General features: G+C 67.1%; 21 protein-coding genes. 11 read left to right on the forward strand and 10 right to left on the reverse strand.

Translation table 11 applies throughout. The features are described 5' to 3' along the window. Positions 1 to 157: 157 nt before the first annotated feature. From SRAH_RS06200 to miaA, 6 genes are all read left to right on the forward strand, one after another. Positions 158 to 487 carry a heavy metal-binding domain-containing protein gene (locus SRAH_RS06200; RefSeq protein ID WP_029462483.1) on the forward strand — a complete coding sequence of 110 codons (330 nt, stop codon included), beginning with the start codon at positions 158 to 160 and terminating at the stop codon, positions 485 to 487. A gap of 64 nt (positions 488 to 551) precedes the next feature. Beyond that, entirely contained in the window at positions 552 to 1,007 is a 456-nt protein-coding gene (locus SRAH_RS06205) for a methyltransferase family protein (protein ID WP_029462484.1), read from the forward strand. 55 nt (positions 1,008 to 1,062) lie between these two features. Then, entirely contained in the window at positions 1,063 to 3,210 is a 2,148-nt protein-coding gene (mutL, locus tag SRAH_RS06210) for a DNA mismatch repair endonuclease MutL (protein WP_029462485.1), read from the forward strand. 174 nt (positions 3,211 to 3,384) lie between these two features. After that, the gene (gene gdhA / locus SRAH_RS06220) at positions 3,385 to 4,728 is read left to right on the forward strand and encodes an NADP-specific glutamate dehydrogenase (protein ID WP_029462486.1); all 1,344 of its coding nucleotides are present in this window, start codon (positions 3,385 to 3,387) and stop codon (positions 4,726 to 4,728) included. A 142-nt stretch (positions 4,729 to 4,870) separates the two neighbouring features. Next, entirely contained in the window at positions 4,871 to 6,133 is a 1,263-nt protein-coding gene (locus SRAH_RS06225) for a Bcr/CflA family efflux MFS transporter (protein ID WP_082210100.1), read from the forward strand. A gap of 2 nt (positions 6,134 to 6,135) precedes the next feature. Beyond that, the gene (miaA, locus tag SRAH_RS06230; protein ID WP_045476418.1) at positions 6,136 to 7,140 is read left to right on the forward strand and encodes a tRNA (adenosine(37)-N6)-dimethylallyltransferase MiaA; all 1,005 of its coding nucleotides are present in this window, start codon (positions 6,136 to 6,138) and stop codon (positions 7,138 to 7,140) included. A gap of 53 nt (positions 7,141 to 7,193) precedes the next feature. Here the strand turns inward: miaA and SRAH_RS06235 are convergent, their stop codons facing one another. Beyond that, positions 7,194 to 8,441: an MFS transporter gene (locus SRAH_RS06235; protein WP_029462489.1), complete on the reverse strand. Its 1,248-nt coding sequence runs from the start codon at positions 8,439 to 8,441 to the stop codon at positions 7,194 to 7,196. A gap of 81 nt (positions 8,442 to 8,522) precedes the next feature. Here SRAH_RS06235 and SRAH_RS06240 point away from each other — a divergent pair, with 81 nt between their 5' ends. Next, positions 8,523 to 9,530, forward strand: coding sequence for a D-2-hydroxyacid dehydrogenase family protein (locus SRAH_RS06240; RefSeq protein ID WP_029462490.1), 1,008 nt, complete (start codon positions 8,523 to 8,525; stop codon positions 9,528 to 9,530). 60 nt (positions 9,531 to 9,590) lie between these two features. On the opposite strand, the gene SRAH_RS06245 is transcribed toward SRAH_RS06240, so the two are convergent. After that, the gene (locus SRAH_RS06245) at positions 9,591 to 11,615 is read right to left on the reverse strand and encodes a hypothetical protein (RefSeq protein WP_029462491.1); all 2,025 of its coding nucleotides are present in this window, start codon (positions 11,613 to 11,615) and stop codon (positions 9,591 to 9,593) included. A gap of 233 nt (positions 11,616 to 11,848) precedes the next feature. On the opposite strand from SRAH_RS06245, the gene SRAH_RS06250 reads away from it, so the two are divergent. From SRAH_RS06250 to SRAH_RS06260, 3 genes are all read left to right on the forward strand, one after another. After that, entirely contained in the window at positions 11,849 to 12,568 is a 720-nt protein-coding gene (locus tag SRAH_RS06250; RefSeq protein ID WP_029462492.1) for a Crp/Fnr family transcriptional regulator, read from the forward strand. Between the two features lie 24 nt (positions 12,569 to 12,592). Further along, positions 12,593 to 13,693 carry a phosphotransferase gene (locus SRAH_RS06255; RefSeq protein ID WP_082210093.1) on the forward strand — a complete coding sequence of 367 codons (1,101 nt, stop codon included), beginning with the start codon at positions 12,593 to 12,595 and terminating at the stop codon, positions 13,691 to 13,693. 76 nt (positions 13,694 to 13,769) lie between these two features. After that, a complete protein-coding gene (locus tag SRAH_RS06260; RefSeq protein ID WP_029462494.1) occupies positions 13,770 to 15,032 on the forward strand; it encodes an acyl-CoA dehydrogenase family protein in 1,263 nt (420 codons plus the stop codon). A 52-nt stretch (positions 15,033 to 15,084) separates the two neighbouring features. Here the strand turns inward: SRAH_RS06260 and SRAH_RS06265 are convergent, their stop codons facing one another. From SRAH_RS06265 to SRAH_RS06295, 7 genes are read right to left on the reverse strand one after another with little or no spacing between them, the layout of a single operon-like run. Continuing rightward, positions 15,085 to 17,532 (reverse strand): GspE/PulE family protein, encoded by a 2,448-nt coding sequence (locus tag SRAH_RS06265; protein WP_232840998.1) that lies wholly within the window; start codon positions 17,530 to 17,532, stop codon positions 15,085 to 15,087. Between the two features lie 26 nt (positions 17,533 to 17,558). Next, a complete protein-coding gene (locus tag SRAH_RS06270; protein WP_029462496.1) occupies positions 17,559 to 17,777 on the reverse strand; it encodes a DUF2788 domain-containing protein in 219 nt (72 codons plus the stop codon). Position 17,778: 1 nt separating this feature from the next. Next, entirely contained in the window at positions 17,779 to 18,573 is a 795-nt protein-coding gene (locus SRAH_RS06275; protein ID WP_029462497.1) for a DUF2189 domain-containing protein, read from the reverse strand. 22 nt (positions 18,574 to 18,595) lie between these two features. Beyond that, entirely contained in the window at positions 18,596 to 20,356 is a 1,761-nt protein-coding gene (locus tag SRAH_RS06280; protein ID WP_232840999.1) for an ABC transporter ATP-binding protein, read from the reverse strand. Between the two features lie 5 nt (positions 20,357 to 20,361). Further along, positions 20,362 to 21,414, reverse strand: a complete 1,053-nt coding sequence (locus SRAH_RS12835) for an ABC transporter permease (RefSeq protein ID WP_045476427.1) — start codon at positions 21,412 to 21,414, stop codon at positions 20,362 to 20,364. Continuing rightward, a complete protein-coding gene (locus SRAH_RS06290; protein ID WP_029462500.1) occupies positions 21,398 to 22,432 on the reverse strand; it encodes a microcin C ABC transporter permease YejB in 1,035 nt (344 codons plus the stop codon). Before SRAH_RS06290 ends, SRAH_RS12835 begins: the two co-directional genes overlap by 17 nt. Positions 22,433 to 22,436: 4 nt before the next feature. After that, the gene (locus SRAH_RS06295; RefSeq protein WP_045476430.1) at positions 22,437 to 24,332 is read right to left on the reverse strand and encodes an extracellular solute-binding protein; all 1,896 of its coding nucleotides are present in this window, start codon (positions 24,330 to 24,332) and stop codon (positions 22,437 to 22,439) included. Between the two features lie 37 nt (positions 24,333 to 24,369). Between SRAH_RS06295 and fabI the strand changes: the two genes are divergently transcribed. After that, a complete protein-coding gene (fabI, locus tag SRAH_RS06300) occupies positions 24,370 to 25,179 on the forward strand; it encodes an enoyl-ACP reductase FabI (RefSeq protein WP_029462502.1) in 810 nt (269 codons plus the stop codon). Between the two features lie 23 nt (positions 25,180 to 25,202). Here the strand turns inward: fabI and SRAH_RS06305 are convergent, their stop codons facing one another. Further along, on the reverse strand, positions 25,203 to 25,574 hold the full coding sequence (locus SRAH_RS06305) for a hypothetical protein (RefSeq protein ID WP_029462503.1): 372 nt from the start codon (positions 25,572 to 25,574) through the stop codon (positions 25,203 to 25,205). Between the last annotated feature and the right edge of the window lie 67 nt (positions 25,575 to 25,641).

Consider the following 25,641-nt stretch of genomic DNA (forward strand, 5'->3'; position numbering starts at 1 on the left):
GCACGGGAGCCCCCCATTGACACACCGCTTGTGGCACTGCCCTTGCCTGCCCGCCAATGCCTTGCCTGCCTGCCCATGCCGGGCCATAATGCCGCTGACTGCATTCCACCCCCCGCCCGCGCCTGCCTTATCCGGGCGCATCCACAGGAGTCTCTGCATGATCGTCACCACCACCCCCAACATCGAAGGCCAACGCATCACCCGCTACTGCGGCGTGGTCACCGGGGAAGCAATTTTGGGCGCCAATGTGTTCAAAGACCTGTTTGCAGGCATCCGCGATCTGGTGGGTGGCCGCTCCGCCACCTATGAGCGGGAGCTGCAGAAAGCGCGCGACATCGCCTTGACCGAACTGCAGCAACGCGCCCAAGAACTGGGTGCCAACGCCGTCGTCGGGGTCGATCTGGACTACGAGGTCATGGGTCAGAACAACGGCATGCTGATGGTTTCAGCCAGCGGCACCGCGGTGGTGGTGGCCGCGGCCGCATGAGGGAGCGGCCGCTTTCTAACCCCGGCTGGCGCCGCCCTCGGTGCGCTGCACGGCCCTTGACCCGATGCGCTGGCTCGAACTGAAACTCCCGCCGCCGGCGCTGCTGCTGCTGCTGGCCTTGCTGATGTGGCTGGCGCCGGTGTGGGTGGCGCCGCCGCCTTGGGCGTGGCGCATCGGAGGGGCTGTGGCCCTGCTCGGCTTGGGTCTGGCCATCGGCTTGGTTGCGGTGCACGCCTGCTGGCGCGCCGGCACCACCATCCACCCCACCCACCCCATGCGCACCACGGCACTGCTGACCGACGGCGCGTTTCGCTACTCGCGCAACCCGATGTATCTGTGTCAGTTGCTGTGTCTGCTGGCGTGGGCGGCGTATTTGTCCAGCCCGCTCGCCTTGGCTTTGACGCCGCTGTTCGTGCTCTATTTGAACCGCTTTCAGATAGCGCCCGAGGAGCGCGCCCTGGCGGCGCTGTTTGGCGCGCGCTACGCGGCCTACCAGGCCCAAGTCAGACGCTGGCTCTAAGCACGGGTGTGGCACACGGGTCGCCACACTGGGTTGCGCGCCCTACAATGCCGCCGTGACCCCACCCGCTCCAGCCTCCACCCCCACGCCCGGCCCGCACCCCACGCAGCCGCGGCGACCGATCCGCGAGTTGCCCGATGCGCTCATCAGCCAGATTGCTGCGGGCGAAGTGGTCGAGCGCCCGGCCTCGGTGGTGCGCGAACTGGTCGACAACGCACTCGACGCCGGCGCGCGCCAGCTCACGCTGCGCCTGAGCGCCGGTGGCGTGCGCCTGATTGCGCTCGAAGACGACGGCTGCGGCATCGCGCGCGAAGAACTCGCGCTGGCGCTCAGGCGCCACGCCACCAGCAAGGTGCGGGATCTGGCCGAGCTCGAAACCGTGGCCACCATGGGCTTTCGTGGCGAGGCGCTGGCCGCGATCGACTCGATTGCCGAACTCAGCCTGCTCTCGCGCAGCAACGAGGCCAGCGAGGCGCACGGCTGGCTGCTGCACGGGCGCACCGGCGAGCTGCAACCGGCGGCGCGCAGCGTCGGCACCACGGTCGAGGTGCGCGAGCTGTTCTACGCCACCCCGGCGCGGCGCAAGTTTCTCAAGACCGACGCCACCGAGCTGGCGCACTGCATCGAGGCGGTGCGGCGCCACGCGCTGGCGCGGCCGGATGTGGGCTTTGCCATCTGGCACGAGGGCAAGCTGATCGAGCAGTGGCGCGCGGCGCCCTTGGCGGCGGCGGCCCCGCTGAACCCTGCGGCCAGGGATGCGGCTGTCGATGCGCTCGATGCGCTCGATGCGTCTGTTTCGTCGGCTGCGGCCCACGGCGCCGCCACGAACGCCTCCATCAGCGCCGCCTTGGCGCAGCGCATGGCCGATGTATTGGGCGAGGACTTTCTGGCGCACAGCCTGGCCTTTGATTGGCAGGGCGAGGGCTTGCGTGTCTGGGGCCGGGCTGGGCTGGCGCACCTGGCGCGGGCGCGTGCCGACCAGCAATACAGCTACGTCAACGGCCGCTTCGTGCGCGACAAGGTGATCGCCCACGCCGTGCGCAGCGCCTACGAAGACGTGCTGCACGGCCAGCGCCAGCCGGTCTATGTGCTGCTGCTGGAGCTGGACCCGGCGCGCGTCGATGTGAACGTACACCCGAGCAAGATCGAGGTGCGCTTTCGCGACGGACGCGCAGTGCACCAGGCGGTGCGCCGGGCGCTGGAGCAGGTGCTGGCGGCTCCGCGCGCGGGGCAGTTGCACGCAGCGCCTGCGCTCCCGTCCGCCTCCGACCCCACCCCCCATGTCACGCAAATGCGCCTCGGGCTGGCCGCCCAGGCCACGCCTTGGGAGCACGGCACAACGCCTGCACCCACGCCCAGCGCTTGGCCAGCCACCACCAGCGCCGACCCACACCCAGCGCACCAGGCACGACCACCTGAGCGCGGCCCTGGTGGGGCAGGCGCTGCGGACCATGCACAGCCGCGCCCCTACGCCAGCCACTTGGGCCACACTGGGTGGCCGCCCCGCGAGGGCCGGCACGCCAGCGATGTGGCCGCGCTGTGGCCCAGCCCAGCCGAGCCCGCGCAGCAGCCCGCGCACCTGCCGCCCGAGGCATCCGCCGATGCCGACACCGACGCTCCACTCGGCCAGGCGCTGGCGCAGTTGCACGGGGTTTACATCCTGGCGCAAAACCGCCACGGTCTGGTGCTGGTGGACATGCACGCGGCGCACGAGCGCATCGTCTATGAGCGCCTGAAGCGCCAGTGGGACGCCGCCGCCGCCACCCTGCCCAGCCAGCCCTTGCTGATTCCGGCCACCTTTGCCGCCACTGCGCTGGAGCTGGCCACGGCCGAAGCGCAGCAAGAGGCGCTGCTGCGACTCGGGCTGGAGCTGACGCCCTTTTCGCGCCAGACGCTGGCGGTGCGCGCCGTGCCCGCGGCGCTGGCCCAAGGCGATGCGGTGGCGCTGGCGCGCGGCGTGCTGGCCGAGCTGGAGCAACATGGCGGCGCGCCCCTGCTGCAGCGCGCCCGCGACGAGCTGCTCGCCACCCTGGCCTGCCACGGCGCCGTGCGCGCCAACCGGCGCCTGAGCGCGCCCGAGATGAACGCCCTGCTGCGCCAAATGGAAGCCACCGAGCGCAGCGACCAGTGCAACCACGGCCGCCCGACTTGGCGCCAATTGAGCCTCAAAGAACTCGACGCCCTGTTTTTGCGCGGGCGCTGAAGCTGCCGAGGTATTGCGCCACTTTTTGGGGCAAGTTTGCGCCAAATCAAAGCCCATCTGGCCTTTTGGCTCCCGGCCTGGGCCAAATGGGTGCAATGCGCTCCCTGGTTTGGTGCAAAATGAGTGCCCTTTGCCAGCCACTTTTTCCGCCACCCTCCACCCCTCGATCCTGTCATGAAATACGCTTCCCCGCACGATTTTCTGGCCCAAGTCAGCCAGCGCAACCCCGGCCAGCCCGAATTTTTGCAAGCCGTGACCGAGGTGGTCGAGAGCCTGTGGCCCTTCATCCAGCAGCACCCCAAGTACGCCGAGCAGGGCTTGCTCGATCGGCTGGTCGAGCCCGAGCGCGTGCTGATGTTTCGTGTCTGCTGGGTCAACGACCACGGCGACGTGCAGGTCAACCGCGGCTACCGCATCCAGCACAGCTCGGCCATCGGCCCCTACAAGGGCGGCATGCGCTTTCACCCCTCGGTCAACCTGTCGATCCTCAAATTTCTGGCCTTCGAGCAAACCTTCAAAAATGCCCTCACCACCCTGCCCATGGGCGGCGGCAAAGGCGGCTCCGACTTCGACCCCAAAGGCAAGAGCCCAGGCGAGGTGATGCGTTTCTGCCAGGCCCTGATGAGCGAGCTGTTCCGCCACATCGGCTCCGACACCGACGTGCCCGCCGGTGACATCGGCGTGGGCGGACGCGAAGTCGGGTTCATGGCCGGGATGATGAAAAAGCTCTCGAACCGCGCCGACTGCGTCTTCACCGGCAAGGGGCTGGCCTTTGGCGGCTCGCTCATCCGGCCCGAGGCCACCGGCTACGGCACGGTGTATTTCGCGCAAGAAATGCTCAAGCGCCGCGGCCTGAGCTTCGACGGCCTGCGCGTGAGCGTCTCGGGCTCGGGCAATGTGGCGCAGTACGCGGTCGAAAAAGCGCTGGCGCTCGGGGCCAAGGTCGTGACCGTGTCCGACTCCAGCGGCACCGTGATCGACGAAGACGGCTTCACCAGCGCCAAGCTGGCCGAGCTGATGGAAGTCAAAAACCACCTCTACGGCCGCGTGAGCGACTACGCCCAACGCACCGGCACCCGCTTCGAGGCCGGACGCAACCCTTGGTCGGTGCCGGTTGACATCGCCCTGCCCTGCGCCACCCAAAACGAACTCGACGCCGACGACGCCCGGCTGCTGCTGAAAAACGGTGTTAAGTGCGTGGCCGAAGGCGCCAACATGCCCACCACCATGGAGGCCATCAAGCTGTTTGAGCAGCAAGGCGTGCTGTACGCGCCGGGCAAGGCCAGCAACGCCGGCGGCGTGGCCACCTCGGGGCTGGAGATGAGCCAAAACGCCATGCGCCTGAGCTGGGCGCGCGAGGAAGTGGATGCGCGCCTGCACGGCATCATGGTCGGCATCCACGAGGCCTGCGTGCGCCACGGCCAGCGCGCCGACGGCTCGGTCAGCTACGTCGATGGGGCCAACGTGGCCGGCTTCGTCAAGGTGGCCGACGCCATGCTGGCCCAGGGCGTGATCTGAGGCGGCTCGCGCGGCCCCAGCCTGAGGCTGCGCCCTTCCCCTGCCGTTTGGGCTGGCTGGTGCGGCCCAGTCTAGCCCCTGTGGCACGCCCTGGCATCTGTTACCCTAGGGCGCGATGAAGCCCCCCCGCACGCGCCCGCCCATGCCGGCCACCCTCGTGGTGTTGCTGCTGTCGCTGCTGCTGGGGCTGCAGCCGCTCACCACCGACCTGTACCTGCCGGCGCTGCCCGCGCTCACCAGCTATTTCGATGCGCCCATGCACCAGGCGCAGCTCACGCTGTCGGCGCTGCTGCTGGCGTTTGGGGTCTCGCAGCTGTTTTGGGGGCCGCTGTCGGACCGCTTTGGGCGCCGCCCGATTTTGCTCGCTGGGCTGGCGCTGTACGCGCTGGCCTCGCTGGGCAGCGTGTTTGCCGCCAGCATGGAGCAGCTGCTGCTCTGGCGCGTGCTGCAGGGCGCGGCCATGGGGGCGGCGGTGATGTGCGCGCGCGCCATCGTGCGCGACCTCTACCACCCGGCCGAAGGCGCGCGCATGATGTCCAAGGGCCTCACCGGCCTAGGGGTGCTGGCCTGCCTGAGCGCACCGCTGGGCGCTTTGCTGTCGGACTGGATGGGCTGGCGCGCCGCCCTGGGCGTGCTGGCTTTGTTTGGCAGCGCTGCGCTGGCGCTGGTGCTGCTGCGTTTCCAAGAAAGCCTGGCGCGCCCCAACCCGCACGCCCTGCGCCCACACGAGCTGGCGCGCACCTGGGCCTTGATTTTGCGCCACCCCACCTTCTGGGCCTACGCGCTGCTGGTGACCACCTCCTACGCCGGGCTGTTCACCTTTTTGGCCAGTTCCTCTTTCGTGTTCATCAACGCCCTGAGACTGAGCAAAACCCAGTACGGGCTGCTGATGTTTTCCATGTCGGCGGTGTATATCTTGGGCACCCTGCTGTGCCGGCGCTTGCTGCTGCGCTTTGGGGTGCGGCGCACGGTGGCCATCGCCGGGGCCCTGACGCTGCTCGGCGGCAACCTGGTCGGGCTGCTGGGCTGGCTGGGTTGGCACAGCGTCTGGGCCATCATGCTGCCCTACTACCTGTTCATTTTGGCGCACGGCATCCACCAGCCCTGCGGCCAGAGCGGCGCGGTGGCCCCGTTTCCGCAGGCGGCGGGCAGCGCCTCGGCCCTGAGCGGCTTTTTGATGATGAGCGTGGCCTTTGCCGTGGGCTGGTGGCTGGCCGCACAACTGCCGGTTGGCCTGGAAGGGGCCAGCGTGCTGCCGCTCACCCAGGGGCTGTGGTTCTGGAGCCTGCTCATTTGCGCCGTGGCCTGGACGCTGGTGCAGCGCTACGGCGAAGTGCATGGCACGCTGGCTCCCACCGCCGCACCCAGCCCCAGCAAGCCGCCCAACGCGGCAGGCCGCCCCTAACCATGAGCCCCGCCCCACCCGCCTGGATCGCCTTGGCTGGCCCCACCGCCAGCGGCAAAAGCGCGCTGGCGCTGGCGCTGGCGCAGCGATGGCCGGTCGAGATCGTCAGCGTCGATTCGGCGCTGGTCTATCGCGGGCTCGACATCGGCAGCGCCAAGCCCAGCCTGGCCGAACGCGCCGCCGTGCCGCACCACCTGATCGACATCCTGGAGCCGCAGCAGAGCTACAGCGCCGCCGCCTTCGTGGCCGACGCGCAGCGCCTGCTGCCCCAGATCGCCGCCCGTGGCCGCCTGCCGCTGCTGGTCGGCGGCACCCTGCTCTACTTCAAGGCCCTGTTCGAGGGGCTCGACGACATGCCCGCTGCGCACCCGGCGCTGCGCGCAGCCATCGAGGCCGAAGCCGCGCAACAAGGCTGGCCCGCGCTGCACGCGCAACTGGCGGCGGTGGATGCGCCCACGGCGGCGCGCTTGAGCCCCAACGATGCGCAGCGCATCGGGCGCGCACTCGAAGTCTGGCGCGCCAGCGGGCGGCCGCTGTCGGCGTTTCACACCCGCACCCAAACCAAAACCGCGCTGCAAGCCCCGCCACCGCTGCAAATCAACGGCCAGGCTGGCCTGCTGCTGGCGCTGGAGCCGCTGGACCGCGCCTGGCTGCACCAGCGCATCGCGCAGCGCTTTGCCGCCATGCTGGAGCAAGGCTTTATCGACGAGGTGCGCGCCCTGCGCCAGCGGCCCGAGCTGCACTCCGGCCTGCCCGCCCTGCGCAGCGTGGGCTACCGCCAGGTGTGGGAAGCGCTGGATGCGCTGGCCGCCAGCGGGCGCAGCAGCTTCACCGCGCCCGAGCGCGCCGCCCTGGCAGAGCGCGGCACCAGCGCCACGCGCCAACTGGCCAAGCGCCAGCTCACCTGGCTGCGCAGCCTGCCGCAGCGCCAGCTGCTGGCCTGCGAGCAGCCCGACTTGCTGCCAGCGGCCTGCGCGCTGCTGGAGCGGGCGGGCTTGCCGCGCTGAGCCTGAACAAGCTGAGCGCGACTGAGACGAGCGGTTGCTGAGCCAGCCCGGTGCTATCCGGCTGAGGCCGGTGCCCGCACCAAACTCCGCCGCCCCACCCCCAGCGCCACCCCGATCGAGAGCAGCAGCACCAGAGCGGCCCCGGCCAGCGTGGCGGCGTACCAGCCGCGGTCCATGAGCACGCCAAAAATCAGCGGTGCAATGGCAAAACCCACGTCCAGGCCCGAATACACCGTGCCATAGACGCGCCCGGTGGCCCCCTTGGGCGTGGCCTGCTTGATCAGCAAGTCGCGGCTGGGCGCGGCAATGCCCACGGCAAAGCCCGTGGCCGCCAGCAGCAGCATGGTGCCCCATCCGCCCAGCCAGCCGCTGGCGGCCAGCAGCAGCAGCAGCGCGCCCGCGCCCATCGAGGCCCCCACCACCTGATCGGTGCGGCGCGCCTGCGTGGCCACGAAACCGCCCACCAGCATGCCCAGCGCCCCGCACACCATGTAGGCGCTCAGCGTCAGCGTGGCGGCCTCCAAGCTCACGCCGTGCAGCGCCTTCAGAATGGAGGCCGAGTAGTTTTGCACCACGCCCAGTGTGAGCGTGGTGAGCAAGAAGAAGGCAAAGCACCACCAGATCACCGAATGGCGCAAAAAAGCCAAGTCGCCCCCGGCTGGCGCACCCGCCGGACGGCGCAGCACCTCCGACTTCAGGTGCTGGCGCTGCCACAGCAAAAGCAAAAACACCAGCAGGTACAGCCCGGCGGCGGCGAGGTAGGCGCTGCGCCAGTCCAGCCACATCGACCAGCCGACCAGAAACACCGGCGCCAGCGCCCAGCCCAGGTTGCCGCTGATGCCATGCACGCTGTAGGCGTGGCCCAGCCTAGAGGACGAAACGCGTTGGTTGAGGATAGAAAAATCGACCGGATGAAAAGAGGCATTGCCCAAGCCGGCCAATGCCGCCACCCACAGCAAGGTGCTGTAGCCCTGCGCTTGGGAAGCCAGCAAGGCCGCGCCCATGAACAACAGCAGCGAGGCAAACAGCACCGGCCGCGCCCCAAAGCGGTCCACCACAAAGCCCGAGGCCGCCTGCCCCAACCCCGAGACCGTAAAAAACAGCGTCATCAGCAGGCCCACTTCGGTGAAGGACAGGCCAAACTCAAGCATGAGCAGCGGAAACAACGGCGGCAACAGCAGGTGCCCGAAATGCGAGCTGCCGTGCGCCAGCCCCACCAAACCCATCACGCGTGCGTCGGTGCGCCAAGGCACGGTGGCGGCGGCAGTCGGGTGGGCGGTGACTAAACCAAGGCTGGGCATAGGCAGGCATGTTAAGCCCAAACGCCGCCTCCTGCTGCGCGGCCTTGCTTAGGGCCAGCGCATCCGGGCACAATAGCCGCCATGAATATCGTGATCCTCGACGACTACCAGGATGCGGTGCGCAAGCTCGCCTGCGCCGCCAAGCTCGAAGCCTTTCCGGCCAAGGTGTTTACCAACAACATCAAGGGCGTGGGGCAGTTGTCGGTGCGCCTGCGCGACGCCCAGGCGCTGGTGCTGATTCGCGAGCGCACCCACATCACGCGCCAGTTGCTCGACAAACTGCCCAAGCTGCGCCTGATCGCCCAGACCGGGTCGGTGGGGCCGCACATCGACCTCGATGCCTGCACCGAACACGGGGTGGCGGTGGCCGAAGGCAAGGGCTCGCCGGTGGCCCCGGCCGAGCTCACTTGGGCGCTGATACTGGCCGCCATGCGCCGCCTGCCGCACTATGTGGCGCACCTCAAGCACGGGGTCTGGCAGCAGTCAGGACTCAAAACCGCCGCCTTGCCGCCCAATTTCGGACTTGGCATGGTGCTGCACGGCAAAACGCTGGGCCTGTGGAGCTATGGCCGCATCGGCAAACTGGTGGCGGGTTACGGGCGCGCTTTTGGCATGCGCGTGCTGGTCTGGGGCAGCGAGGCGGCGCGCTTGCAGGCCGTGGCCGACGGCTTTGAAGTAGCGGCCTCCAAGGCCGAGTTGCTGGCGCAGTCCGATGTGCTCAGCCTGCACCTGCGCCTGGGGCCCAGCACCTTGGGCTGCCTGAGCTTTGAGGACTTGAGCCTAATGAAACCCAGCGCCGTGCTGGTCAACACCTCGCGCGCCGAACTCATTCAGCCCGACGCGCTGGTGGCGGCTCTCAACCGTGGCCGCCCCGGCATGGCGGCGGTGGATGTGTTCGAGTCGGAACCGATATTGCAGGGGCACGCCCTGCTGCGGCTGGAAAACTGCATCTGCACGCCGCACATCGGCTTTGTGGAGCAAGAAAGCTACGAAAAGTATTTCTCGGCCGCCTTCGACAACATCCTCAACTTCATCAAAGGCACCCCCACCCACATCGTCAACCCCGGCGCGCTGCATTACCAGCGCTGAGCTGGACGACCGCCACCCCTTTGGGTGCCCGGGGCCTGATCAAGCCGCGCTTTTGGGCCGTTAGGGCTTGCCGGAGGGAGGGCGTGAACCCGGCTCCCAGTCCAAACTCCCGAGGTCGAAGTCAATCGACAGGGGGTCGGGCTTGGGCGGGTTGGCCGCCGCAACCGGAACCGAATCGGCGCTGGGCCAAGACTGCAACGCAATCGCACCCGGCAAGGTGGGCAAGCCGGCCACCGTTTCGCTGGATGCCGTCGGCGCCGGCGCGGGGCCGAAGCTCAGGTCGAGCATGGGCAGGGGCGAATTCTGCAACACCTCCAGCACGCCGCTCAGGGTCAGCAAATCATCGAAAGCCGCCAAAGTCCGCACCGTCAGCTCGCTGTCGGGGTCGCCGGGCTGAGAGGCCAGGGCACGCTCGATCACCACGGCCGCCGTCGGCTGAGGCCACTGCGCCTGCAGGGTTTGCAAGAGCCGCGCGTCGTGCTCAAGGTTGAGCCCCGCCTCGATGGACTCCGTGCGCGGCGCGATGCGCTGAAAGTGGTGCTCGTAAAACTGGGTGGCCTCACCCAGCCAAGCCGGGTTGTCGTCTTGCGCAGCCAAGGCCAGCCAGCGCAAATAGGGTGCCTCGCTGGCGCGTGCATGCTCGGTCACGTACCGCTTGAGCACCTCCATGGCCTGGGTGCGCTGGGCGATCGACTCGAAAAACTCGGCCTGCTGCCACGTCTCGATCAAGGCAGCCAGATCAAGCGCCGAGATGTCCACTTCGCCGAATGTCGAGGCCCGGCCTTCGGCCACCTCCAGCCCCATGACCCCATCGACATCCAGCCATGAAGGCGGCACCGCGGCTGCGGTGGGGGCAGGGGCTGCGGTGGCGGGATCGGATGAGACCACAAGGGCTGCAGCGGGCACGGCAGGTGCGGCAGGTGCGGCGTCGGCACGGCGGGCATCAAGGGCAGGTGCGGGCACGGTCTGCGCGGGCACAATGGCGCCTTGGGACTGGGCCGCCGCATCCCCGGGCATGGTCGACACCCACCACGGCGTTGGCGCCACTGCAGCCGGGCGCGAGGGCAACCACCGCCCCGATCGGTAGGCAAACCAGCCCCCACCCAGCAACAACAACAGCAAAGCACCCGCCCCAAAAAGCCAAATCGCGGGCACACCGGCTTGGGCTTGGGCTTGCATCTGCAGCAACTGGGCCTGGGTGCTTTGCAGCTCCAGGCGCAGCCGCTCCTGCTCGGCACGCAACTGCAGCAGCTCTTGCTCGGTGGCGGTCGGCGCACCGGGGGCCGTGCCGACCTCGGCCAAGGGCCCCTCGGGCGCTGCAGTGGCTGCGGCGTCAACCGATTCGGGTGCAACCGCAGCCGCCACCGGCGGGGCTTGGCCCGGCAAAGCAATCGGATCGAGCTGCAAGCGGGCCCCACCAGCCACGGGTGCCGGGGCCGGGGGGGCCGGGGGGCGGGGAGTGGCTGCAGGGGCGGTCGCCGCAGGCACCGGGACGACCCGAGGGGGCGCTTTGCTGCGCAAGCGCTCCAAGTTGGCGGGCCTGGCCGCTGGTGTGCTCAGGCGAATCGGGGTTTGGGCTGGTGGCTGCGCCGCCAAGGCCGTGGCGGCAGCAACCCCTGCGACCGGGGCCCCATTGGGCGCCGCAGCGGGCACGGGCACAGCCGCCGCAGCGGGGCTGACCATGGGCAAGGGGGCCGCTGCACCTGCCAGCGCTTGTGCCGGACCCCAATCGGCCAGCAAGGTGTAGGAGCGCCTAAAGACCGTCTGGCAGCCCACCTGCAAGGCCAAGGTCACAATGGGCTCGTTGATGGGTTCGGTGCTGCGCACCCGCAGCAACGCCACCCCATCGGGTCCGACGCTGTGCAAGGCCGTGCTGACGGTGCCGGCCGCCACGCCCGACTCGCCATACTGCAACTGCACTTGCAGACACAAGTCGGCAATGCTTTGGTTGGGATCGAGCCGGCTTTGCACCAACACATCGAAAGGGCGACCGATAATGACGTCGCCCTGGGCCGGCCCCAAGGTTGCCGCCAGCGATTGCGTGGCCACCCAGAGCAGCGCGCTTCCCACCGCCAACTTCAACATCTGCCAGTCCTTGCCTTGATCGTGTTCGTATTGTCAACTGCGCCACATTTTGACACACGAATCCCCCTACCCCTATTGATTGCCTAAGCGCCCCATGAGCACCGGCATAAAAATTCGCAGCTAGCATGCCACCCTGGTGCTCAAACCGCACCCAAACTTTGCTGCCGCTCCGTTTTCCGCCACGGTCGCCGCGGCGACCCTTGGCCCTCCCCCAGTCACCCACAAGACAGCCCATGGACGAACCGATACTGACAATGCAGGAACGCGAGGCGATCAACGGCGGTCGCTGGTTCAATACCCTTTCACCCTCTTTGCGGCACGACATCCTTCGATGCGCCTACGTCAAACGATTCCTCGATGGCGAGCTGATCGCCGCGCGCGGCGACCCGCCCTCCGAGTGGTCGGCGGTGGCCAAGGGCGCGGTGCGGGTGAGCTCGACCTCGCTGGCGGGCAAGCAGGTCACGCTCACCTACGTCGAGCCCGGGGTCTGGTTTGGCGAGATCGCCATGTTCGACGGCGAGCGCCGCACCCACGATGCCTATGCGCACGGCCCCACTTCGCTGCTGTGCGTGGCGCGCAAAGATTTCCAAAAAATCCTGGCCCAGCACGTGGAACTCTACGAGGCCTTGCTGCGCCTGCAGGCGCGGCGCATCCGCAACCTGTTTGGGCTGGTGGAAGACCTCAACACCCTGCCCTTGCGCGCGCGGCTGGCCAAGCAGTTGCTGCACCTGTCGCGCAGCTACGGCGTGCCTTGTTTGGACAATGCCAGCGAGACCCGCATCGGCCTGCAACTGGCGCAGGAAGAACTGGCGCAGATGCTGGGGGCCTCGCGCCAGCGCGTCAACCAAGAACTCAAATCGATGGAGCGCGAACTGGCCATCCGCATCGAGCCCGGCGGGCTGGTGGTGTGCGACCGCAACGCCCTGCTGCGCATTGCAGCGGCCGAAAACTAAACCCCTTTTCTGCACCCAGCGGCCATGCCTGAACCCACTTCCCCCACCCCGGCCGCCCCCTCCAGCCCAGCCACAGCTTCCGCTGCCCTGCCCTTTGACGCGGCGGCGCTGGCGCAGTGGCTGAGCGCGCACCTGGAGGGCTTTGAGGGCCCTTTGCAAATCGAGAAATTCCCCGGCGGCCAGTCCAACCCCAGCTACCGCCTGCACACGGCGCAGCGCGACTGGGTGCTGCGCAGCAAACCCGGGCCGGCGGCCAAGCTGCTGCCTTCGGCGCACGCCATCGAACGCGAATTTCGCGTCATGCGCGCGCTGGCCGACACCGCCGTGCCGGTGCCGCGCATGGAGGCGCTGTGCGCAGACGAAAGCGTGATCGGACGCGCCTTTTACCTGATGGAATACGTGCCTGGGCGCATCCTGTGGGAGCAGTCGCTGCCCGGCTTGGATGCGGCGCAGCGGCGCGCCCACTACCTGGAAATGAACCGGGTGCTGGCGGCGCTGCACCGGGTCGATGTGCAGGCCGTGGGCCTGGCCGACTACGGCAAACCGGGCAACTATTTCGAGCGCCAGATCGCGCGCTGGAGCAGGCAGTACCAGGCTTCGGTGACGCAGCCCATCACCGAAATGGAGCGCCTGATCGACTGGCTGCCCACCCACATCCCCGCCTTGGCGCTTGACGACAGCCGCCTGTGCGTGGTGCACGGCGACTTTCGGCTCGACAACCTGGTGTTCCACCCCGAGCACGCGCAGGTGCGGGCGGTGCTGGATTGGGAGCTCTCCACCCTTGGGCACCCGCTGGCCGACTTCAGCTACCACTGCATGGCCTGGCACATCGAGCCGGGGCTGTTTCGCGGCATCGCCGGGCTCGACCTGCAAGCCCTAGGCATCCCGAGCGAGCGCGAATACATCGAGCGCTACTGCGCCAGCACCGGCTTGTTCGACCCCGATGCGCTGCAACAGGAGTGGAACTTCTTTTTGGCCTACAACCTGTTTCGGCTGGCGGCCATTTTGCAGGGCATCGCCAAACGGGTCGAGGCCGGCACCGCCTCCAGCGCCCAGGCGCGCCAGTCCGGCGCCGGGGCGCGCCCCTTGGCCGAGCTGGCTTGGTCTTATGCCCAGCGCGCCTAGGCTGCCCGCCATGCACGGCCCTGATCCTGCTTAACCCGCCCGTCCGATCCGCCCTTGCCCACCCAGAGGAGCCCTTATGCACTTCGATTACAGCCCCAAGGTTAAAGACTTGCAAGCGCGCCTGCAAGCCTTCATGGACGCGCACATCTACCCCAACGAAGCGCGCTTCATGGAGGAAGTGGCCGCCAACCGCGCCCGTGGCAACCCCTGGCGCCCAACCGAGCTGGTCGAACGGCTCAAGCCGCTGGCCCGCACCGCCGGGCTGTGGAACCTGTTTTTGCCCAACTCGCCGCGCGCCCCCGAGGGCCTGAGCAACCTTGAGTACGCGCCGCTGTGCGAGATCATGGGCCGGGTGAGCTTTGCGCCCGAGGTCTTCAACTGCTCCGCCCCCGACACCGGCAACATGGAAACGCTGGAGCGCTACGCCAGCGAAGCGCTCAAAGACCGCTGGCTCGTCCCCTTGCTGCGCGGCGAGATCTGCTCCGCCTTTTTGATGACCGAGCCCGAAGTGGCCTCATCCGACGCCACCAACATCCAGTGCCGCATCGAACGCGAGGGCGACGAGCTGCGCATCAACGGGCGCAAATGGTGGTCCTCTGGCGCCGGCGACCCGCGCTGCGCCGTTTTCATCCTGATGGGCAAAACCGACCCGCAGGCGGCGCGGCACGCGCAACAGTCCATGGTTGTGGTTCCAGCCGATGCGCCGGGCGTACACGTTGAGCGCGCGCTCACCGTCTTTGGCTACGACGACGCCCCACACGGCCACATGGAGGTGCGGCTGGAGAATGTGCGCGTGCCCGCCAGCCACATTTTGCTCGGCCCCGGGCGCGGTTTCGAGATCGCCCAAGGCCGCCTTGGGCCGGGGCGCATCCACCACTGCATGCGCTCCATCGGCGCCGCCGAACGCGCACTGGAGCTGATGTGCCAGCGCCTGACGCGGCGCGTGGCCTTTGGCAAGCCCATCGCGGCGCAAAGCGTCTGGCACGAGCGCATTGCCGAGTCGCGCTGCCTGATCGAGCAGGCGCGGCTGCTCACCCTCAAAGCCGCCTACATGATGGATACCGTGGGCAACAAGGTTGCCAAGGCCGAGATCGCCATGATCAAGGTCGTGGCCCCCAACGTGGCCTGCCAGGTGCTCGATTGGGCCATACAGGCGCACGGCGGCGCCGGGGTGTCGCAAGATTTTGTGCTGGCGCAAAGCTACGCCAACCAGCGCACCCTGCGCCTGGCCGATGGCCCCGACGAGGTGCACCGCATGGCCATTGCCAAACTCGAATTGGCGCGCTACCAGGTGCTGGCCGCAGCCGAACTGGAAGCCCCGGTGACACGCGGCTGCTAAAACACAAGCGCCCCAAGCCCGCTGCGGCCTGATACCGGAAACCCGCAGGGCCTCAGCCCATGGTGTTGGAGCGCACCTCGGCTAGGCTGGTGAAGCCTTGCAGCAGCTTTTCAATGCCGTCTTGGCGCAGGGTGCGCATGCCCTCATTGATGGCCAGGTGTTGAATCTCGGCCGAGCGCGCGCGGGTTTGAATCAGGCGGCGCATCTCGGGGCCGCTGCACAACAACTCGTGCAAGGCCAAACGGCCGGCATAGCCGGTATGGGCGCACCGCTCGCAACCCGCCGCGTGGGCAATCTGCAAACGCCCATCCTTGGCGTAGCGCTGCATCCATTCATCCAGCAAGGCCTGGCCTTGCCGCAAAGGATGGTCCGCTGGCAACAGGGCCTGGTAATCGCACAGCAGCTCTTCGATCTGGGCCGTCTCGAGCGGCTGCTCGACCGCACAATGTTTGCACACGCGGCGCACCAGGCGCTGCGCCAGCACCCCTTGCAGGGAGTCGGCAAAAGAAAAGGGATCGACCCCCAGATCGATCAGGCGCACCACGGTTTCGGCGGCCGAATTGGTGTGCAGCGTGGAAAACACCAAATGCCCGGTGAGCGAGGCCTCGATGGCGATTTCCGCCGTTTCGTGGTCGCGGATTTCGCCCACCATGATCACATCCGGGTCGGCGCGCAACAGGGTGCGCAGCGCAGCGGCGAACGTCCAACCGATTTTGGGGTTGACCTGTATCTGACGCAAGCCGCGTTGGGTGATTTCGACAGGGTCTTCGGCGGTCCAAATTTTGCGATTCGGGGTGTTGATGCGCCGCAGCGCCGAATGCAAGGTGGTGGTTTTGCCCGAGCCGGTCGGGCCTACGCATAAAAACAAGCCATAAGGGCGCTCGACCAACGCCTCAAAGCGTTCCAGATTGCGGGCATTGAGCTGCAACTGCTCCAGCGACATCGGCTCGGACGAAGACAGCAGCCGCAACACCACGTCTTCGAGCCCGCCCGCAGTGGGAACGGTGGCCACGCGCAATTCGAGCGGCAATCCGCCAAAGCGGGCGAAATTGATTTTTCCGTCCTGCGGTTTGCGGCGCTCGGAAATATCCAAGTCGCACATGATTTTGATGCGCGCCACCATGGCATTGCGGTAGCTGGCAGGCAGCTCGAGGTAGTTGCGCATCTGGCCGTCGACACGAAAGCGAATCAACAGCTTTTGTCGCCCCGGGTAGGGTTCGATGTGAATATCGGAAGCCCCTTGCTGATACGCTTCGGCGATCATGGAATTGATCAGCCGCACCAGGGTGTTGTCGGACTGTTCGATGGGTTTTTCATCGAGTTCGTCTTTGGCGCCACCGGTGAGCTCGACCGCCAGTTGCACCGCGTCTTGGGGCTGCTGCGCCGGGCTTGGACGAGGCGTCTGCCCGCGCGCAGAGGTGGTGGCGGCGGCATGGGCCAAATCGCTCAGGCCCACCTCGCGGTAGGCGTGCTGGATGCGTTCGCCTATTTCTGCGCTCACGCTCACAACTGGCAGGATTTTGCGTTGGGTGGTGAACTCCAGGTCATCAATGACCCGAAACTGCAGCGGATCGGCCATCGCCACCACCAACGCGGCACCCTGCTCGACCAGCGGCAACACCTGCAAGCGCTGCGCCACGGCAAAGGGAACGCGGCGCAAGGCCAGCTCGTCGATCGGAAATTTGTGCAAGCTGACAAAGGGGTAGCCCATTTTGCGGGCAAAGGCGATCTGCAAATCCGCTGCAGAGACCAGCCCTTTGTCGAGCAACAACTGCCCCAGTGGCTGCCGGCTTTGGTCGGCTTGTTGCCATCCCAGCACCTGTGTGAGTTGCTCCTGCGTGATTTTCCCCAAACCCACCAAGGCTTCGCCTATGGGTACGGGCTTGAGGTTGGCTTGCCGCTGCAGGGCGCGCTGCAAATCGGCTAGGTTTTCCACCACGCTGGCGGGCTCGGCTGGAGCGGGTGCAAGGGGCTGTGTATGCACCCATTCGTGCATCAGCGTCTGGGCAAAATCGGTATCGGCAATCTGGCTCACATCCCCCGAGCGCAGCTCAAAGCGCAAAATGCCGTTTTTTGGCACAAAAACGCGCTGCGGATCGCCCTCCAGCACCGGTTTGGGGAAAATCCACAAGCCTTGCTCGGTTTTGCGAAAACCCTGGCAAATTCCGGAATACATGGCCCCGTCGCGCAACGACACCAAAAAGGAATGGGTGCTGGGCAACAACCCGAGGCTGTGTGCGTCGGTGTGGACCTGAGCCGCCGCCCGGTCGGGGCGGGCATCGATTTTCAGGCGCTTGATCTGGTTGAACTTCAGACTCAGGCTGCGCAACTGTCCGCTGGGGCGGATTTTGACCACACGGGCAACCGGATCGAAATCGATCAATTGGCCTTCAACCGATTGCTCGCCCCAACCGTCGGCGCTGCAAATCAGACCGGTCTGTCCAACCCCAAGCACTTCATCTTGAAGCAGATCGGGCAATTCGAAATGGGTGCGACTCATGCGGATGGGAGGTGGTTAGGCCAGCGCTATTCAACAAACCATTTGATCACGCTCTTGGCCAAAAAGCCCAGCATGCCAAAGGACAGCACCAGCAGCAACACGAAGGTGCCAAACCTGCCGGCCTTCGATTCGCGCGCGAGGTTGAGCACGATGAACAGCATATACAAAATGAAGCCACCCAAGCCGACGGTGAGACCGAAATAGGCGATCTGCGCTTCGGTAAAGCCCAATACAGTTCCTGGCATGTTATTGCACCCCACCCCATGAGCCCGGCAGACCGAAAGCGCCCGCCCGTTTCAAATCCACATAAACGTGCCAACTGGCATGACCCAGCCACGGCAGCACCACGATCAAGCCAATCAACCCCGTTAGCAATCCCACGCTCACCATGCAGGCAATCAGCAGGGCCCACAGCACCATCACGGCGGGGTACAGCGCTATCACGCGCCAACTGTGCGCTACCGCCACCGGCAGCGGCAGCTTGGAGTCGAGCAGCAGCGGCAGCGTCACCACGCTGGAAGCAAAAACCGGCACGGCTAGCAAGGCGCCGAACATAAGCCACAGCTCAAACAAGGCGGAATCTTGTGCCAACACCACCAGCCTGAAAAAATCGCCCGCGGTCTGGATGGGCTGCCCTGCCCAGAGCAGCAGCACACCAGCCGATATCAATACCCACGCCATTCCAGCCAGCCCCATCAATACGCCAAACAGCACCATGCGAAAATCGGCAGCCATCCAGAGCTGCAGCACCTCGCGCATGCCGGCGCGGTACCCGAGCTGGGCCTGACGGCTGAGCAGCAACAACCCGACCAGCAACACCGGTGCCAGCAAGGGCAGCGCTGATATGGCGCCGACCAGCCACCAAAACTGCGATCCGGCCCACACCCACAACAGCATCCCGAAGGCGCTGGCTGCCACGCCGTGCAGCAAGCCCGGCACCGGGTTGGTGCGCAAATCCTGCCAGCCCAGCGCCAGCCAGCGCAAGGGGGAGGCGACGCTGATGGGGGGAGCGTTGGGTTGCGGTGTTGGCGGTTCGTTCATGGCAGCAAGCATAAGGGCGGCGCTAGGCCTCGTCGGTCGGGGCGGTCTGGCTGGTCTGGTCTGCTGGGGCGCTCTGTGACAAGGGGGCACACGCTTGCAGCAGGGTTTGCGTGTAGGGGTGCTGGGGAGACTGTAACACCTGCTCGGCGCTGCCTTGCTCGACCACCGCCCCGCCCTGCAACACCATGACCTGGTGCGCCAGCGCCCAGATCACGTCCAGGTCGTGGGTGATGAGCAGGTAGCTCAGGCCGTGCTGGCGCTGCAGTCGCAGCAGCAGCGCCAGCACCTGCTGCTGCACCGTGACGTCGAGCGCCGAAGTGGGCTCGTCGAGCACCAGCAGGCGCGGCTGCACGATCAGGGCCCGCGCGATGGCGATGCGCTGGCGCTGGCCACCCGAAAACTCGTGCGGGTAGCGCTGCAGCCAGCGCAGCAGCGCCTGGTGCTGCTGCCCTTGGGCCTGTGCTGGCCCTAGGCCCTGTGTGGGCAGCGCCTCGGGCAGCAGCCCGACTTCGCGCAGCGCCTGCAACACGCGGGTGCGGCGCTGCTCCACGCTCAACAGCGGCTCGTGGATGAGCAAGCCCTCGCCCACGATCTGCTCGATGTTCAGGCGCGGCGATAGGCTGGAATAGGGGTCTTGGAACACCACCTGCACCTGCTGGCGCAGGCGGCGCAGGCGCGGCGAGTTGGCGCGCCCCTGGCCCACGCCGGGGTCGCCCCAGGCCTGGCCCATGATCTGCAACTGGCCCTGGTGCCGCAGCAGCCCGAGCGCGGCCAGCGCCAGCGTGGATTTGCCGGAGCCCGATTCGCCCACCACGCCCAGCGTGCGCCCGGGCGGCAGCTCGAAATCGATGCCGCGCACGGCCTCGAAGCGACCACTGCGAAACCAGCCCGCCACACCGGGGCGTGGCACCTCGTAGGCCACCACCAGTTGGCGCGCGCGCAGCACGGGCTCGGCTGCAAGCTGCGGCTGCGGAGCGAACTCGCGCCGGGGGCGGCTGCCCAACAGGCGGCGCGTGTAGGGGTGCTGCGCCTGCTCAAACACGCGCTGCACCGGGCCTTGCTCCACCAGGTGGCCGCGCTCCATCACCAGCACGCGGTCGGCAAAGCGCTGCACCAGGTGCAGGTCGTGCGTGATCAGCAGCAGCGCCATCCCGAGGCGCTGCTGCAACGTGCCCAGCAGCTCCAGCATTTGGGTGCGCAGGCTGGCGTCGAGGGCGGTGGTGGGCTCGTCGGCGATCAGCAACCGGGGCTCGCTGGCCAGCGCCATGGCGATCATGGCGCGCTGGCGCTGGCCACCGCTGAGCTGGTGCGGGTAGGCGCGGGCGCGCCGCGCCGGTTCGGGCATGCCGGTGGCGGCCAGCAGCTCCACCACCCGCTCATCGGCTTGGCGCGGGCTCAGGCCTTTTTTGTAGAGCAAAATTTCGCCGATCTGGTTGCCCACGGTGTAGAGCGGGTTCAGCGCCGTCATGGGTTCTTGGAAGATGCAGGCCACCTCGTCGCCGCGCACGCCGCGCAGCTCGCGCTCGCTCAGTTGCAGCAGATCGCGCCCTTGCAGCAGCGCGCTGCCGGATACTGCCGCCTCGGGCAGCAGGCGCAGCAGGCTTAGCGCCGACACCGTTTTGCCCGAGCCCGATTCACCCACCAGCGCCAGCCGCTCACCGGCGGCCAGCTCGAAATCGATCCCATGCACCACCTCCTGCCCGGCAAAGGCCACGCGCAGGCCGCGCACTTGCAGCAGCGGGGTGGCCTCGGCAGCCACAGCCTGATCAGGATGCTTCGGCACGGGCTTCACCGCTGCACCTTTCGGGGGTCGAGCGCGTCGCGCAGGGCATCGCCCATGAAGGTCAGCAGCAGCAGGGTGAGCACCAGCACGGCAAAGGTGCTGAGCGAGATCCACCAGGCGTCGATGTTGTTCTTGCCCTGCGCCAGCAGCTCGCCCAGCGAAGGCGTACCGGGCGGCACCCCCAGGCCCAGGAAGTCGAGCGCGGTCAAGGCCATGATGGCCGCGCTCATGCGAAAGGGCAGGAAGGTGACCACCGGCGTGAGGCTGTTGGGCAGGATGTGGCGGCGGATGATCTGCCAGTTGCTCAAGCCCAGCGCGCGCGCGGCGCGCACGTAGTCGAGCTGGCGGTTGCGCAAAAATTCGGCGCGCACGTAGTCGCTCAAGCCCATCCAGCCAAACAGGCTGAGCAAGATCAGCAGCACCAAGATGCCGGGCTCGAACAGCGCCGAAAAAATAATCAGCAAATAGAGCTCGGGCATGGATCCCCAGACCTCGATGAAGCGCTGACCCACCAGATCGACCCGGCCGCCGTAGTAGCCCTGGATGGCCCCGGCCAGCACCCCCAGCAGCACGCCCACCGCCGTGAGCGCCAGCGCAAACAAGACCGAGAGCCTGAAGCCATACAGCAGCCGGGCGGCCACGTCGCGGCCACGGTCGTCGGTGCCGAGCCAGTTCTCGGCCGAGGGCGGCGAGGGGTGCGGCTCGGGGGCAAAGTAGTTGATGGTGCTGTGGTGGTAGCGGTTGGGCGGATACAGCGCCCAGTTGCCGGGCTGCTCGAATTGGCGCTGGATGAAGGGGTCGAGGAAGTCGGTCGGGGTTTCAAAGTCGCCGCCAAAGGCGGTCTCGGGCGGGTTGTGCAGCAGCGGCACAAAGGTCTGCCCTTGGTAGCGCGCCAGCAGCGGTTTGTTGTTCGAGAGCAGCTCCGCGCCCAGGCTGAGCACAAACAGGAAAACAAAAACAATCAGGCTGTAATAGCCCAGCCGATGGCGGCGAAAGCGCTGCCAGGCCAATTGCCAAGGGCCCAGCGAAGGCGGCAGGGTATCAATCGAAGCGGACACGGGGATCGACCCAAACGTAGCACAGATCGCTGAGCAGGCGCGTGACCAGCGCGATCAGGGCAAAGAAGTACAGCGTGCCCATGACCACGGGGTAGTCGCGCCGGATCACGCTCTCAAAGCCCAGCAGCCCCAGCCCTTCGAGCGAAAACAGGGTTTCGATGAGCAGCGCGCTGGCAAAAAAGGCGCCCACAAAGGCGGCCGGAAAGGCGGTGACGATGGGAATCAGGGCGTTGCGAAACACGTGTTTGTAGAGCACGCGGCGCTCGCTCAGGCCCTTGGCGCGCGCCGTGAGCACGTATTGCTTGCGAATTTCTTCCAGCAGCGAATTTTTGGTCAGCAGGGTGGTGATGGCAAAGGCCCCGAGCACGCTGGCCGTGACCGGCAGCGTGATGTGCCACAAATAGTCCACAATCTGCGCCCCCAGGCTAAGCTGGTGCCAGTCGCTCGACATCAGCCCGCGCAGCGGGAACCACTGCAACTGGCCGCCAAAAATCACCAGCAACGCCACCCCGAGCACGAAGCCCGGTATGGCAAAGCCGACCAGCACCAGCACGCTGGTGGCGGTATCGAAACGGCTGCCTGCGCGCACCGCCTTGGCAATGCCGAGCGGAATCGAAATCGCGTAGCTGATCAGAAACGTCCACAGCCCCAGGCTGATCGAGACCGGCAGCCGCTCGACGATCAACTGCCAGACCGACTGGTGGTGAAAAAAGCTCTGCCCAAGGTCGAAGCGCAAAAACTGCCCGACCATCTGGATGAAGCGCTCGTGCGCCGGCAAATCAAAGCCATAGAGGCGGCGGATTTCCTCAATGCGCGCCTCGTCCAGCCCCTGGCGGCCCTGAAAGCCCGCCCCGGCCGCCGCCGCGCCCTCGCCGCCCACGTCGCGCCCCTGCAACTGCGCCACCATCTGCTCCACCGGCCCGCCGGGCACGAACTGGATGATGACGAAGGTCAGCAGCAGGATGCCGAACAGGGTCGGGATCATGAGCAGCAGCCGCTTCAGTACGTAAAGCCACATGGTGTCAACGCCTGCGCCCTGGGGGCGGGTTGCGGTTGGCCGCGCTGGCCCACCAGGTGGACAAAATCCAGCCCTCGGGCTGGTAGAAGCGCGGCAGCACGGCGGGTTGCTCGAAGCGCCCGGCGCGGTAGGCGATGCGGTGCGTGCTGCCAAACCAGTGCGGAATCACCAGGTGCTGGTGGCGCAGCACCCGATCGAGTGCGCGCAGGGTGGCCACCAGCTCGGGCCGGGTGCGCGCCGCCACAGCGCGGTCCAGCAGCGCATCCACGGCCGGGTCGCGCACCCCGATCAGGTTGCTCGATCCTTCGGTCGCTGCCGCCGCCGAGCCGAAGCGATCCAGCAGCTCGGCGCCGGGGGCTTCGCTGCCGAGCCAGCGCGTGCTGATGACGTCAAAGTCGAAGCGGTCCAGGCGCTGTTGCAACAGGGCAAAGTCGATCACCCGGTAGCTCGATTCGATGCCGAGGCGGCGCAGGTTGTTCTGGATCGGCGTCACCACCCGGCCCATGCCGCCGCCGCTGTCGAGGAATTCGAGCGTAAAGGCCTGGCCCTGGGCATTGCGCAGCGCACCGTCGCGGTAGCGCCAGCCGGCCTCGGCCAGCAGGTCGCGGGCGCGGCGCAGGTGGTCGCGCAGGGTCTGGCCAGAGTCGAGTTCCAGCCGCGTCACGCTGGGCAGCGGCACCGGCTGCGTGAACACCTGCGGCGGCAACTGGGCGCGCAGCGGCTCCAGCAGCGCCAGCTCGTCCGGCCCGGGCAGGCCACGGGCCTCGAAGTCGCTGGCCACAAAGAAGCCGCGCATGCGCTCGAAGGAGTGGAAGAACAGTTGCCGGTTCATCCACTCGAAGTCCAGCGTCAGGGCCAGCGCCTCGCGCACGCGCGGGTCTTGGAACTGGGGGCGGCGGGTGTTGAACAAAAAGCCCTGAAAATCGCCCGCGTTGGCGTGCGCCAGCTCGCGCTTGATGATCTCGCCCCGGTCGAACGGCCGCCCGGTGAGCGCCCGCGCCCATTCGCGCGAAATGAAGGACTGCATGTAGTCGAACTCGCCCGCCAGAAAGGCCTGCACCTGCGCCGTCGGGTCGCGGTAGATTTTGTAGGTGATGCGCTCGAAGTTGTACATGCCCCGGCGCACGTTCAGGTTTTGCGCCCACCAGGTGGGGTCGCGCTCGAAAGTGATGTCGCGCCCAAAGCTCATGCGCCCGATGCGGTAGGGGCCGGAGGCGATCGGGTGCTGCATCACGACCTGGTCAAAGGGCAGCCGCACCCCATCGACCACGCCCCACTGGCGGCTAAACACCGGCAGGCTGCCGATGACCAGCGGCAGCTCCGGGTTGGCGCGCGCGAAATCAAAGCGCAGCAGCCGCTCGCCCAGCACCCGCACCGCTGTGACTTCGCCAAAAAAACTGCGAAACTGCGGCGCCGCCTGGGGGCCGATCAGGGTCTCGAAGGAGTGCCGCACGTCTTCGGCCAGCACCGGGTCGCCGTTGTGAAAGCGCGCCTGCGGGTGCAGGCGAAACACCACCGAGCGGCCGTCGGCGGCCACTTGCACGTCATCGGCCAGCAGGCCGTAGGCGGCAGCGGGCTCGTTCATGCTCGGGGTGAGCAGGGTTTCGAACATCAGCCCGAACAAGCCCGGCGGCGCCGTGCCGCGCAGGGTGAAGGGGTTGAACTTGTCGAAGGTGCTGATGCGCGTGGGCGAAACCAGCGTGATCTCGCCGCCCTTGGGCGCGTTTGGGTTGACGTAGGGAAAGTGCGCAAAACCAGGCGGCAGCGCCAGATTGCCAAACTGGGCGTAGCCGTGCGCCGCCCAAGCGGGCGCGATTGCCAGCAGCAGCCAGGCGAGCAGCAGCCCGCGCCAGCCGCGCGACCCGCTCAACCCCGACAACCCAGACCAACACTTGCTCATGCGACAATTCTGCCCTACATTTTCAGGAGCATGACGCATGGGTTTTCTGGCTGGTAAAAAGTTCTTGATCACGGGTGTGTTGTCCAACCGCTCCATCGCCTACGGAATTGCCCGGGCCTGCCATGCGCAGGGGGCCGAGTTGGCGTTTAGTTACGTGGGCGAACGCTTCCGCGATCGGATCACCGATTTTGCCGCCGAGTTCGACTCCAAGCTGGTGTTCGACTGCGATGTGGCCGACGACACGCAGATCGAGCGCCTGTTCCTCGATTTGTCGGCGCACTGGCCGCGCTTTGACGGCTTCGTGCACAGCATCGGCTTTGCCCCGCGCGAGGCCATTGCTGGCAACCTGCTCGACGGCCTGAGCCGCGAGGCCTTTCGGGTGGCGCACGACATCAGCGCCTACAGCTTCCCGGCGCTGGCCAAGGCCGCCCTGCCCTATTTGAACGACCGCTCGGCCCTGCTCACCCTGAGCTACCTGGGGGCGCTGCGCACCATTCCGCACTACAACACCATGGGCCTAGCCAAGGCCAGCCTGGAGGCCAGCGTGCGCTACCTGGCCGAAGCCGTGGGGCGGCTCGATGATGGGCGCAGCATCCGCGTCAACGGCGTAAGCGCCGGCCCGATCCGCACCTTGGCCGCCAGCGGCATCAAAGACTTTGGCAAGCTGCTGGGCATGGTGGCCGACGCCGCGCCGCTGCGGCGCAACGTGACCATCGACGACGTGGGCAACGTGGCCGCCTTCTTGCTCAGCGACCTGGCCGCCGGTGTCACGGCCGAGATCACCTACGTGGACTGCGGCTTTAGCCAGACCGCCGGCATCAGCCGCGACAGCCAGCAGGTGGCCTAAGCGTCTGCGGCCGGTCGCCGCCCTTACTTGACCACAAAGCGCACCGTAATCGCCGGCTGATTGGGCCGGTTGATGGTTGCCACGGCGCGCGCGCCCGGTGCCAGTGGCACATTGGCTTGCAGCATGTTGGGGCCGGCCGGGGCCAGTGCGGCTTGGCTGCGCGTGGCGCCTTGCAGCACGGTGAGCTGGCCTGTCATCTGGCTCACATTGGCCGGTTTGCCGTGGTCATCGACAAAAATCTGCGCCTGCGCGCCGCGCCCGACCAGCTCAAAGCCCAAGTCGGCCGCCACCTGCACCACGCCGCCGTGCTGCGCTTGGGGCGCGCCGTGGGCGTGGGCGTTGAAGCCGATCATCGACAGGCCCAGCAGGGCCGCCATCATGTACCGTTTTTGCATTTCATGCTCCGTTGCAGATAAAAAGTTGAGGAACTGGCCGCATTGAGCGCCAACTTCACGCCGTTAG

Origin of the sequence: Serpentinimonas barnesii, from assembly GCF_000696225.1 — a bacterium.
Classification (GTDB): domain Bacteria; phylum Pseudomonadota; class Gammaproteobacteria; order Burkholderiales; family Burkholderiaceae_C; genus Serpentinimonas; species Serpentinimonas barnesii.